Origin of the sequence: Leptolyngbya sp. FACHB-671 (assembly GCF_014695745.1) — a bacterium.
Taxonomy (GTDB): domain Bacteria; phylum Cyanobacteriota; class Cyanobacteriia; order Elainellales; family Elainellaceae; genus JAAUTN01.
Genome location: NZ_JACJOV010000059.1, coordinates 59,961 through 72,075, shown reverse-complemented (window position 1 = coordinate 72,075; position 12,115 = coordinate 59,961). Strand labels below are relative to the sequence as shown.

Here is a 12,115-nt window from a genome sequence, read left to right as displayed (position 1 = left end):
AATGGTTGGCATTTGCCATCCGTCATGAGTGAATAGGCTAGAGCAACTGTCGGAATATCAGTCCAAATTTGCCTCGAAATTTTTCTAAGAACGAGCGTTTTTGCCAATCTTCTAGAGAAATTAGAGCACTTTTGGCGAAAGAGTCTAGCAGAAAATTCTCGGTCTGTTGAGCCAGGTGGCGATCGCTCACGGACACATTCATCTCATCATTTAAGAAGAAGCTGCGCTCATCCATATTAGTGCTGCCATGACTGACCCAGGTGTCATCGACCAGCACAACTTTGGCATGGAGCATGTTAGGTACATACTCATAAATTTTTACGCCAGCTTTGAGCAAATCCCCGTACAGTTCCCGCGCCGTGTAATAAACATAAGGCTTATCGTTGCGAACCCCCATTGTTAGGATTCTTACATCTACGCCCGCTTTGCTAGCCTTTACCAGCACGTTTTGGGTGTGTTTATCGGGTACGAGATAGGGGCTGCTAATCCAGAGTCGCCGTCGTGCTGCCTGAATGCTGGTCTGAAACAGGATGTGCAGCGCAGAGTTTTCAGGAGAGAAAGTGCCCATTGTCACGAAGGCAGTGTGTCCTTTGGGTGGGCAAGGTTGAAACACTTCTGAACTCAAGTCACCAATGCCGCCCACGGTTGTCCAGTTTTCCATAAACACCCCTTCCAGGGTGCTCAAGATTGATCCCTCGTAGCGCACTTCAAAATCTCGCCAGGGTGCAGTGCCACCTGTATCGCTTTTACCGTCCCACTCGTCTGAAACACCTGCGCCACCAATCAGAGCAACTTTGCCGTCGATCAGCAATAGTTTGCGGTGGGTGCGGGTGTTGTAGTCAAGGGGCGCTTTCCAGCTAAACGGGCTGAAGAAGTGTACTTCTACACCTGCGGCTTTGAGCGACTTCCAGTATTTTTTGGGCATGGAGCTTGCTCCATGACAGTCAACTACAAGCTGCACTGCAACTCCAGCCTGGGCACGTTCACTCAGGGCGATCGCAAAATCATCTGCCCGTTGCCCTGGTGTCATGTAAAAAGTTTCAAAATGAATTGTCTTTTGAGCGCTTTGAATTGCCTGAAGCCGTGCTGCATAAATCTCATCAGCTTCAACAAAAAATCCGATGGGACAGGCATGGGTAGGCAGACTAGAGGCAAACCCGGCAATCACCAGAAAGAAACTAGGCTCATCCACCCGTGGAACATTCCGCAGCGGGTAACTGATCTTGCGACGAAAGCTGCCTCGGAAGTAAAGGATTAGTAGCGTAGCAGCAAGCAGAACCAGGAGAACAGTAATGATCCAGCCTAAAATTCCTTCTGGTTCCATAATTTTTTCCAGGTTCTGGCTCTAAGCCCTCGAATGACATTCAGGAGCTTAGAGGGATGAATCGATTTCTCGCTACTACCAAAAGCCAGATATTCCTGTAGGAGCAGTCCATTGCACCCACAAGTCAGCCTGCATGGGTATGAATGTCAATGTTGTTTGTTTCTGCTTCCAACCGATATACCAAATCTAATTAGTCGATCGCCTCTGATCGCCGCGATAGCGAATATATTCGGCTACAAATGCCAGTACGCCAGATGCCAGAATTAGCACGACGCTAAGCGCGTTAATGTCAGGTTTAACGCCTGTGCGAACACGGCTAAAGATTTCCATGGGTAACGTATTCGCCCCGCCGCCTGCTGTGAAGCTAGAGATTAACAAGTCATCCATGCTCAACACAAAAGCTAGCAGGCAGCCAGATACGATCGCAGGCATCAATTCAGGCAGTAAAACTTTGAGGAATGCCTGAGTGGGAGTTGCGCCTAAATCCAGAGCCGCTTCTTCTAAATGTGGGTTTAAGCCAGACAGACGAGTGGAAACCACTACTGCTACGTAAGCCAGACAAAAAACAATGTGGGATGCCACTATCGTCCACAGGCTGAGGGGAATCGCAAATGAGGCGAGAAAAACCAGGGTTGCAACGGCGATCGCAATATCAGGAATAATCAGCGGCAAATAGGAAGCCCCCCGATAAAGCCCTTTCCCCCAAAACTGGTATCGCGCTAAACCGACTGCCATCAACGTTCCCAACACAGCCGACACACCGACAGCACAAATGGCGATCGCTAGACTGTCTTGCAGTGCGGCAAAAATGCGCGAGTCGTTGAATAGGATCTCGTACCACTTCAAACTAAACCCTTCCCAGGTGGCGCTAAAGCGTGAAGCGTTAAAGCTATAGAACGCCAAAATCAGAATCGGCAGGTACATGAACACGAACACCGCTAGCGAAATGGCTGCCTGCCAGGATGCCCGGATTGGAAAGGTGGGTTTGGAAGTGGGTTTAGGGGAGTTCACGCCGCAGAGGAAGGGATTAGGGGTTAGGTAGGGATTGGGGATGAGTTATGAGAAGCTTTCGGGGTCGCGATCGCCATACTTGATTAACAGAGCGATCGCAATGCTCACTGCCAAGATCAGCACCATACTGAGACCAGAACCTAAGCCCCAGTTGCGAGTTGCACCAAGAAACTGGTTATAAATTAACCGCGAAACGGTCATGCTAGACGCGCCGCCCAATAGTTCTGGCACTACAAAATCTCCCAGACCAGCAATAAACACCAGCAAACAGCCTGCTGCAATGCCAGGTAGCGTCTGTGGTACCGTCACTTTCCAAAAGGTTTGTGGAGCGCTAGCACCCAGGTCTGCTGCTGCTTCTAGCAAGCGTTTGTCGAGCTTTTCTAAAGAAGCATAGAGAACCAGCACCATGTAGGGCAAAAAGCTGTAGCTCATGCCAATAAACACGGCTGAACTGCGGTTGAGTAGATCCAGCGTGGGTAGCCCAAAGGTGCTGAGAAATGAGTTCAGTACGCCTGTGGGACGCAAAATCGTGATCCAGGCATAGGCTCTGAGCAAAGAGGAAGTCCACAAGGGCAACACAAAACCAACCAGCAGCAGGTTTTGCCAACGTTTAGGAGCCATCAGCGCAATCCAGTAAGCAACCGGAAACCCCAACAGCAGCGTCAAGACCGTACTGCCAAGGGCAAAAAAGACCGATCGCCAGATTACCTGAAGATAAATGGGCTGCAAAATGTTCAGGTAATTTCCTAAGCCAAAGCCATCCATTGGCTGTCCGGGACGAATCCCAGGAATCAAGCTGAGTTGAAAAATTAGCAGCGTTGGGATGACCAGCAGCAGCAACAGCCAAACTCCTGGTGGCCCCAGCAACACCAGCGGCCCAACCAGGTGACTGAGTTTTTGCTGCCACCTCGGACTCACTTTGGCTTTAGGAACTACAGAAGGCGTTGGGGTTGAAGTTGACATAGACGCATAACGAGGAGGAAAAAATACAGGGGCGCAAAGTTTGCGCCCCTACCCAAGTCAATTAGCTACTGGTTAGCTGTGTCCAGTACTGGTCATACAGCTCTGTTGCTTCTTCCGAGACGGGCGCAATTCCCTCGCATCGATCGAGCAAATCTTGAGGTGGGAACAACTTTGTATCAGCTTTAGTTTCCGCAGACAGTTGCTCGTAGGCAGTTTTATTGGGCGTTGCAAATTTAAGTCGCTCTACTAAACTGGCAGCGTTTTCTGGTACCAGTAGGAAATTTAGCCATTCATAAGCTGCATCCAGGTTGGGTGCCGACTTAGGAATAACCATCGTGTCCGTCCAGAGAGAGGAACCCGTTTCTGGAATGACATATTCCAAGTCGGGATTTTCCTCGATTAAGGCAATTGCATCAACGGAGTAAGCCATTGACACAAGTAGGTCACCGCTGGCAACCTGGTCTTCCCAACCGTTGGTGATGAAGCTGGCGATCGCTGGTTTTAGCTCTACCAATCGGTTATAGGCTTCCTCAAGCTCAGCCGGATCTTCGGAATTGTAGGAATAGCCGAGCGAATGCAACACTCCGCCCATGACTTCCCGCACGTCGTTCAGCAAGGTGATTTTCCGCTCTAACGACCCCCCGTTTTCCCAGAAGTAATCCCAGCCTGTCAGGGTCGCACCCAGGTTAGCGGGATTGTAGATAAAACCTGTCGTGCCCCAAGTTGCGGCAATGCTGTGGGCACTGCCTGGGTCATAAACGGGGTCTTGCCACTGCGGTCGCAGGTTGTCTAGCCCGACCAAACGAGATTTATCGAGGGGAGTCAGCATATCCAACCCGATCATCTCACTCACCATATAGTCAGATGGGAAGATGATGCTGTAAGCGCTACCGCCACCAGCCTGCATCTTCGCCAGCATGGTTTCATTGGAGTCGTAGGTATCTACAACGACTTCAACGCCCGTTTTTGCCTTAAAGCTGTCTAGCAACTCCTGATCCGTATAGTTTGCCCAACTGTAGACATGTAGGGTACCGCCATCAGAAGCAGCACTGCTAGCTGCTGGCTCTTCAGAGCTAACGTCTGCCAGGTTACGGGCACAGTTTGACAAAACGACACCCGAGAGGGCGGCGGCTGACAGTTGCAGAAAACCGCGTCTGGTGCTGGCGATCCGGGGCGATCGCCCTGGGTAAAATCGGGGCTTTCGGGTGTTCATTAGAAGTAAAACGCTCTCCTTGACCTAATACAACAGGGGAATATCAAACACGGTGACAATTTTGTACGCCAATGCGAGACGAGATTTCAACTATCCTACGCTGTTAGCGCTAGACAATCAGTTTCTGCCCAATAAATATAGAGAGGGGAATCTAGTTCAGCAGCAAGTTTAGCTCGATTAGGCTGTAGAACGGTGAGGCGATCGCCCGACAGCAACTCCACCAAGTAATGGACATGAGTACCCAAGTACATCATATGCATCAGCCGCCCTTCAAAACAGTTGATTGGACTGCTGGGCTTTTCTAGACTCAGTTGAATTTTCTCGGGACGCACACTCACAACCACCTGATTGGGCATAGAGCTATTTGTAGAGCCATTTAAGGATTCAGTTGGCTTAACCAAAATTCGCAACCCTCGCTCTGTTCTCACCTGCCACATGCCATAGTCTGTCGTTTCTATTTGCCCCTTAAACAAATTTGTATCCCCAATAAAATCAGCCACAAAGGGCGTTTGAGGATAGTCGTAAATCTGATTTGGGGTGCCAATTTGCTCTAGCTTGCCATCGTGCATCACTGCAATTCGGTCAGAGAGACTTAAAGCTTCTTCCTGGTCGTGAGTCACCATTACAAACGTCACGCCCAAGTTTTTGTGCAGTGTCGAAAGCTCAACCTGCATCTCCTTCCGGAGTTTTAAGTCCAGCGCGCCCAAGGGCTCATCTAATAGCACAACCGTCGGCTGATTAACCAGTGCCCTGGCTAAAGCAACTCGCTGCTGTTGACCTCCCGATAGCTGTGCTGGATAACGCCGGGCAAACTGCTCCATCTTGACCAAACGCAGCGCTTCCTGCACTCGCTTTTGAATTTCTGCCTTACTCTGACGCTTAATCCGCAGACCAAATGCAATGTTCTCCCAAACCGAGAGATGGCCAAATAGGGCATAGCTCTGAAAGACAGTATTAACGGGGCGGCGATAGGCTGGCACCCCAGACATGGATCTGCCTCGAATTAATACTTCCCCGGCTGAAGGTTCTTCAAATCCGGCAATCAACCTGAGCGTAGTCGTCTTGCCGCAGCCGGATGGGCCTAGGATGCTAAAAAATTCACCTTGTCGAATATTGAGATCAATTCCTCGAACGACGGTTTCGCTATTAAATACCTTGAATACTTTGCGGAGTTCGACATCGAACCGCGTATTGGTCTCGGCGACGGGTCGATTTTGCATAGCAGTCTGAGACATTGTTGCAACTCTCCGCAATAGTTCCCAGTTAGGTGGTGAATCATTGATGTTAGCTAAGCCTATCTTTAGGCAGCCATTAAAAATTGATAGTTACCTGTGATACAGCTTGTTTCGGCTGATCAGCCTAGCCGACCGCTGCATTAAGCTGCTTCCCGTAGAATTTAGCTCTAACTGCACCAATACTTTATTGCATCAACTAGGATACAAGATACTAAAAGAGAAAATTGGCATTGCTTACCTGAGAATGGGCTAAAGTTGAACACAACCTTGGGGATCAGCTACGGTACTGCTTTGTAGAGAGTAGCGGTAGACTAGGAAAGGTTTTTTTCAGATGGAAATCGTCGAGGCTTAATTTGTCGTGCCGATGACTCTAACCAAACACCCGTCTGCTACGACTCAGCAGCCCAATGCGCGCAGCGTTGGGAAACAGTATCAGTCTTTAGTGGTGATGCTGCTGGTCACTCTGACGCTGCTAGGGGGCATCGGAAGTCGTTTAACTTATTTGCAGTTGGTGCAGGGCGATCGCAACCGCCAGCTTGCTGACAATAACCGCATTCGTCTGATTCCAAGGCAGCCAGAGCGCGGCAAAATTCTAGACCGGGAAGGTAGAATTTTGGCGGGTAGTCGCCTGTCCTATGCGGTGTTTCTCTGGCCGATCGCCAATCAACAAGCTGAATGGAACAGAATTTCACAGCACCTCTCAGAAATTTTAAACATTCCCGCTGATCAGATTCAGTCTCGCTTAACTCAGGCAGGCTACACCTCGCCGTTTTTGGTCCGAATTGCACGAGGCATTAGTCCGGCTCAGGTAACCGCACTTGCCGAGTTTAGTCATGAGCTGAAGGGCGTTCAGGTGCAGGCTGAAGCCGTGCGGAACTACCCCTATGGTGACCTGGCAGCGCACGTGATCGGCTACACCGGGGAAATGACCGACGACGAACTCACTGAGCATGAAGATGAAGGCTACCGCTTGGGCGATGTGATTGGTCAAATGGGCGTTGAATCAGCCTTTGAGCAACGGCTACGAGGCGAATGGGGCGGGCAGCAGGTAGAAGTAGACGGCATGGGCCGCGTCCTACGAGTGCTGGGCGAAAAACCTGCAATGGCTGGGCGAGATGTGCAGTTGACGCTGGACTTAGATTTGCAGCAGGCGGCTGAAACTGCTCTGGGAGAAAGGAAAGGGGCGATCGTGGCGATCGATCCTCGCAATGGCGCTGTGTTAGCGATGGTCAGCCGTCCTGCCTTTGACCCCAATCTCTTCTCGACTTACATTACCGATGCCCAGTGGCAGCAGCTTCAGGGCATGGACTTTCCGTTTGTGAATCGGGCGTTGCAGGGCTATCCACCTGCCAGCACCTTCAAGATCGTTACCACGACAGCGGCGATCGAGTCAGGAGAGTTTTCACCCGACACCGTTTTGCCAACCTATCCGTTCATTCGAGCTGGCGGCATCGAGTTTTGGGACTGGAATCGGGCTGGCTTTGGCCCGCTCAGCTTTCCGGGGGCGATGGCCTGGAGTAGCGATACCTTCTTCTATCAAACCGCGATGAGAATGGGTGAAGTGCCGCTGATCGAGTGGACTCAGCGCTATGGCTTTGGGCGCAAAACTGGGATTGAAATTACTGACGAGGAAGCGGCTGGCTTGGTGCCTGACGAAGAATGGAAACTGTCAGAGCTAGACGAACCCTGGTATCAGGGCGACACGATTAATATGTCAATTGGGCAAGGCTATTTGCAGGCTTCACCTCTGCAAGTTGCAGTGATGTTTTCAGTCCCAGCGAATGGCGGGTATCTGGTTAGACCACATTTGCTCAAAGACAATGAGGCGGAAAGGCAGTGGCGGCAGTCGCTCAACTTGCAGCCTGAAACGCTGCAAATTTTGCAGCGAGGGTTGCGGCAAGTCGTCACGAGCGGCACCGGAAAAGCTGTCAATGCGCCGGGACTGCCTCCGCTTGCTGGAAAGAGCGGCACTGCTGAAGATCCGCCCCGTGAGTCTCACACCTGGTTTGGCGCGTATGGACCCGAAACCAATCCTGAAATTGTCGTAGTCGCCTTTGGTGAAAATTCTGGTGGCGGTGGCGGTTCTTTAGCTGCGCCAATGGTGCGTCAGGTTTTAGAAGCCTACTTCAAAGGAACACAGCCAACCGGAGCGGCCAGCCAGGAATCCGTTGTTTCGGATTAGGCGTTAGGCAACTCTTTAGCCCTTTGTGGGATGGGCATCTGCCCGTCTGAAGCAAGCAGGCAAGATGCCTATTTCACAGTCAATCAGGTTTTCACCATGACCAACTCTGTCACTGTTACTGTTCCGGCTACAACCGCAAATCTTGGTCCCGGCTTTGACTGCATCGGGGCAGCGTTGAGCCTGTATAACCAGTTTCGCTTCTCCCGATTAAGCCCTAATTCCTCAGGTGAGTTGGCGATCGCCGTCACAGGGTTAGACGCTGAACAAGTCAAAACCGATCACAGTAACCTGGCTTATCAAGCCTTTGCCAAGCTCTATCACCATTTGGAGCAACCTGTTCCACCCGTGCAAATCGAGATCGACTTGGGTGTGCCGCTCGCTAGAGGACTGGGCAGTTCTGCGACTGCGATCGTAGGTGGGCTACTGGGTGCAAACGAGTTAGCAGGGACACCGCTTTCCCAGGAAAAGGTGATGGAATTGGCGATCGCCTTAGAAGGACATCCCGACAACGTAGTTCCGGCATTGCTGGGTGGCTGTCGGCTATCTGCCTCAAATGCAGACGGCAACTGGACGATTTGCGATATTCCCTGGCACAGCGACATTATTCCGGTTCTGGCAATTCCTGACTTTGAGCTTTCTACGAGTGAAGCCCGTCGAGTTTTGCCGACCAGCTACAGCCGAGCCGATGCAATTTTTAACGTGGCGCATCTGGGCTTGCTGCTGCGCGGACTGGAAACCGCAAAACCAGACTGGCTGCGTACTGCCCTGCAAGACCGAATTCACCAACCCTATCGCCAAACCCTGATTGCTGGCTTTGAGCAGGTTCAATCAGCCGCGATCGCCGCTGGTGCTTATGGACTGGTGATCAGCGGAGCCGGTCCAACGCTACTGGCTTTAACGAACCTGGATCAAGCAGAAGCAGTAGAAGAAGCGATCGCCACCACCTGGAAATCAGTAGGAATTACCGTTCAGGTCAAGGAATTAAAACTTGACGAGCGAGGAGCCTGGGTTGAACGGTTTTGAGGTTCCAAAATTCAAAAAGCTGACCTCTGAAAATGGCAAAATCACGCAAGCTGGAAGAACTGATTGAGCAGGTCAATCAGTTTCGGAAAGACCCGACTGCGGAAGCATCTCTGGAGGGGCTGCGGCAGATTCTTCAGAGCAAATACTCAGTGGCGATCGCCTCTGCCGCCAAGCTCATTGGGGAAGCTGCCATTAGTGAGCTAACGCCTGATCTGGTCACTGCCTTTGACCGACTGATGGAGAAACCAATTAAGCGAGACATCGGCTGCACAGGCAAATTCAGGATTGCCGAAGCGCTTTATAAAATGGGGCGCAGTGAAGCAGACCTGTTCTTGCGGGGCATCCGGCATCGGCAGATGGAGCCAGTTTGGGGTGGACAAGAAGATACCGCACCCAGTCTGCGCGGAGTGTGTGCCCTCGGCTTGGTGCGAATGAACTATCCCGACGTGATGAGCGAATTGGCTGACCTGTTGGCTGACTCGATTCCGCTGGCGCGGGCGGCAGCAGCTAGGGCGATCGCCTACAGCGGCAGCAAACAGGGAGTTCCGCTGCTGCGTTTGCGGGTCAAGTTGGGCGACGAACCTCAGGTTCTTTCGGATTGTTTCACAGCGCTGATCAATCTTTCCCCTGATTCTCTGCCGCTAGTTGCCAGTTTTCTAGACGATGCCAATCCTCAAGCCTGTGAGATGGCTGCCCTGGCATTGGGTGAATCCCGCAGTGCAGTAGCATTTGAGCAGCTTAAGCACTGGTGGTTACAGACAACGCACAAAGAATTGCGGAAAACAGGGCTCTTGGCGATCGCCATGCTGCGCCAAGACGAACCGCTAGAATTTTTGCTGTCGTTGGTTGCTGAGGGCAAAAGTGCCGATGCAAAAGATGCTGTAGCTGCCTTGAGTCTTTACCAATCTGAAACGGTACTGTGGCAACGGGTACTTCAAGCTGCTGAAACACGGGGCGCAGCCGCAAAGATTATTTTAGGAGAATTTCGGTAGCGCCTCCGGAGTAAGAAGCATAAATCGTTGTGTGGCTGAGCTGCGCAACGATTCACACAGAGGGTTTACAGTCTATTTCGGTAAGTCCTAAATTTGTCCTGATACCAAATCCACCTGTAGAGTAGCGGTATCACTAGGGGCGAAGCCTTCGGTTACAATCTTTGCAACTGAAGCACGATTCTTTTGCCGAATGCTTCGCCCGTACACCCAATAGTGCTTCTTTACGAAACGATTCCGTATGAGTTTAGACCAGCAGTTCACCTGTTTCTTGCAAAGCATGGAGACGGTGATAGATGCCGCCGTGCTGCAATAGCTCGTCATGATTGCCGACTTCAACAATTTCACCCTTGTCTAAGACCACAATCTTGTCCGCCTCGCGCACAGTGCTGAGACGGTGAGCAATGATAATCGTGGTGCGAGTACCGAGAATGCTTCGCATTGCCAGTTGAATCGATCGCTCCGATTCATAGTCCAGGCTCGAAGTCGCCTCATCGAACACCAGCACATCAGGATTCATCAGCAAGGCACGGGCAATTCCTAGTCGCTGCCGTTGTCCGCCAGAGAGGCGTACCCCGCGTTCACCCACAATGGTGTGATAGCGCTGGGGAAACAGGTGAATAAATTCGTCTACTCGCGCAACCCGACAGGCAAACTCCACTTCTTCAAAGGAAGCATTGGGGTTGCCGTAGGTGAGGTTATCGAGCAGCGTACCGTTAAACACATCCACCTCCTGGTGAACGATCGCCAGTCGTTTGCGATAGCCCGCCACATCTAGCCTGCGAATGTCTTGCCCGTCGATCAAAATTTGACCCTGCTGTGGCTCAAAATAGCGGAACAGCATTTTCACCAAAGTAGACTTGCCGGAACCGGAACGTCCGACTAGCGCCACCGTTTGATAGGGCTCAATCAGCAGGTTGATGTCTTTCAGCACCGGACGATTTGGGTCATAGCCAAAGGTGACATGGGAAAAATCAACCTTTCCGGTGAACTGGTAGTGCTGCACAGCATTAGGGTCTTTCACCAGACTGGCAGCATCAGACCCCGTCGGCAGTTGCATAAACTCATGCAAGCTGACCATTGAGGCATAGCGACGAGCAAAAATCTCGGCGAGCTGACCAATGGGGTCTAGCTCAGAGTAAGCCATGCTAGAAATCGTCAGAACGGTGACAAAATGACCCAGGGAAATTTGCCCCCGTAGCGTCGCAATCAGAGTGAACGCCAGCACCAGGAATACACAGATTTGCACAATTGTGCGCTGCATCATGCCAAGCTTGATGTAGCCGCGATGAATCCGGTAATCAATCACCATAAACTCACGGTTAAACCGAGTGCTTTGGCGCTTTAGCTCGTGAGATTCGGTGGCAAAAGCTTTGACCGTTTTGATGTTGGTAATGATTTCCGAGGTACGGCTCTCAGTATTTTCCTCGTGTTTTTCGATCGCCCGTTCTTGAGCAATCAGTTGCTTTAGCTTGTACAGGCTGAGCGTGAGAATGAAGATAAACGAGATTAGAAAGGCGATCGCAATCCGCCATTCAATGAACCAGATCATGATGAAAATACCCAGCACCCGTGCCAGCTTGGGAATCAGCTGTCCTGCAATTTCAGGATAAGTCCAGGTATGGTTTGATAGCCCTCTGGCAACTCGTCCGGCAATTCGTCCTGGGTTGTTTTCGTCGTAAAACTCTAGCGGCAAGGTGAGAATTTTGCGTAACACCTGCTTGGCGTGATCTCGACGGGAACGCAGAGCAACGTCCCAGTGAAACCAAGACCCTATCCAGGGCTGAATTGGCGCACGCACAACGGTTGTTAGAAAGATTAAACCCAGTAAGACGGCGATCGCCAATCCTCGATTGGACGGTAGATTAGCCAAACCTGCTAGCACGTCAACGCTGCGTTGAAGCAACGCATCAACAGGCTGATTAGACAACACATTCAGAATTTGCCCAATCGCGTAGGGCACCACCAGATCAATAATTTCAAAAAGGCTACTGGCTGCGATGCTGAAGGCAGCAATCGCAGCATACGGTTTGTAGTAACGGAGGATGTCAGAAAACTTTGCCATGATATTTAACCTCACTGCCACGCCAAATCGGTAGAAGCAGTCGAGTAGCCCCCAAATTCGTCAAGATTACAGATTGTAGCATAAGCGTATTACAAATAATTTACTAGCCC

Annotated in this window: 9 protein-coding genes; 3 read left to right on the top strand and 6 right to left on the bottom strand. The window is 51.1% G+C overall.

Annotation, left to right across the window (positions count from 1 at the left end):
* Positions 1-37 precede the first annotated feature (37 nt).
* From H6F93_RS06840 to H6F93_RS06820, 5 genes are all read right to left on the bottom strand, one after another.
* Positions 38-1,324: a phospholipase D-like domain-containing protein gene (locus H6F93_RS06840; RefSeq protein ID WP_190679827.1), complete on the bottom strand. Its 1,287-nt coding sequence runs from the start codon at positions 1,322-1,324 to the stop codon at positions 38-40.
* A gap of 186 nt (positions 1,325-1,510) precedes the next feature.
* Positions 1,511-2,335 carry an ABC transporter permease gene (locus H6F93_RS06835; RefSeq protein ID WP_524537908.1) on the bottom strand — a complete coding sequence of 275 codons (825 nt, stop codon included), beginning with the start codon at positions 2,333-2,335 and terminating at the stop codon, positions 1,511-1,513.
* Between the two features lie 45 nt (positions 2,336-2,380).
* Positions 2,381-3,298 (bottom strand): ABC transporter permease, encoded by a 918-nt coding sequence (locus tag H6F93_RS06830; protein WP_190645447.1) that lies wholly within the window; start codon positions 3,296-3,298, stop codon positions 2,381-2,383.
* 61 nt (positions 3,299-3,359) lie between these two features.
* Complete coding sequence (locus H6F93_RS06825; protein WP_190679826.1) at positions 3,360-4,511, bottom strand: ABC transporter substrate-binding protein; 1,152 nt, start codon at positions 4,509-4,511, stop codon at positions 3,360-3,362.
* A gap of 95 nt (positions 4,512-4,606) precedes the next feature.
* Positions 4,607-5,746, bottom strand: a complete 1,140-nt coding sequence (locus H6F93_RS06820; protein WP_190679825.1) for an ABC transporter ATP-binding protein — start codon at positions 5,744-5,746, stop codon at positions 4,607-4,609.
* Positions 5,747-6,110: 364 nt separating this feature from the next.
* Here H6F93_RS06820 and mrdA point away from each other — a divergent pair, with 364 nt between their 5' ends.
* The 3 genes from mrdA (at position 6,111) to H6F93_RS06805 (ending at position 9,943) form a co-directional block, all read left to right on the top strand.
* Positions 6,111-7,928, top strand: a complete 1,818-nt coding sequence (gene mrdA, locus H6F93_RS06815; RefSeq protein WP_190679858.1) for a penicillin-binding protein 2 — start codon at positions 6,111-6,113, stop codon at positions 7,926-7,928.
* A gap of 96 nt (positions 7,929-8,024) precedes the next feature.
* Entirely contained in the window at positions 8,025-8,951 is a 927-nt protein-coding gene (gene thrB / locus H6F93_RS06810) for a homoserine kinase (protein ID WP_190679824.1), read from the top strand.
* A 32-nt stretch (positions 8,952-8,983) separates the two neighbouring features.
* Positions 8,984-9,943, top strand: a complete 960-nt coding sequence (locus H6F93_RS06805; protein ID WP_190679823.1) for a HEAT repeat domain-containing protein — start codon at positions 8,984-8,986, stop codon at positions 9,941-9,943.
* A 244-nt stretch (positions 9,944-10,187) separates the two neighbouring features.
* Here H6F93_RS06805 and H6F93_RS06800 read toward each other — a convergent pair whose 3' ends face one another.
* Complete coding sequence (locus tag H6F93_RS06800; protein ID WP_190679822.1) at positions 10,188-12,005, bottom strand: ABC transporter ATP-binding protein; 1,818 nt, start codon at positions 12,003-12,005, stop codon at positions 10,188-10,190.
* Between the last annotated feature and the right edge of the window lie 110 nt (positions 12,006-12,115).

Bases quoted from the DNA above. Each gene is read 5' to 3' on its own strand.
- H6F93_RS06805 (WP_190679823.1), top strand. From the start codon at position 8,984: ATGGCAAAATCACGCAAGCTGGAAGAACTGATTGAGCAGGTCAATCAG.
- H6F93_RS06830 (WP_190645447.1), bottom strand. From the start codon at position 3,298: ATGTCAACTTCAACCCCAACGCCTTCTGTAGTTCCTAAAGCCAAAGTG.
- mrdA (WP_190679858.1), top strand. From the start codon at position 6,111: ATGACTCTAACCAAACACCCGTCTGCTACGACTCAGCAGCCCAATGCG.
- H6F93_RS06820 (WP_190679825.1), bottom strand. From the start codon at position 5,746: ATGTCTCAGACTGCTATGCAAAATCGACCCGTCGCCGAGACCAATACG.
- thrB (WP_190679824.1), top strand. From the start codon at position 8,025: ATGACCAACTCTGTCACTGTTACTGTTCCGGCTACAACCGCAAATCTT.
- H6F93_RS06825 (WP_190679826.1), bottom strand. From the start codon at position 4,511: ATGAACACCCGAAAGCCCCGATTTTACCCAGGGCGATCGCCCCGGATC.
- H6F93_RS06800 (WP_190679822.1), bottom strand. From the start codon at position 12,005: ATGGCAAAGTTTTCTGACATCCTCCGTTACTACAAACCGTATGCTGCG.
- H6F93_RS06840 (WP_190679827.1), bottom strand. From the start codon at position 1,324: ATGGAACCAGAAGGAATTTTAGGCTGGATCATTACTGTTCTCCTGGTT.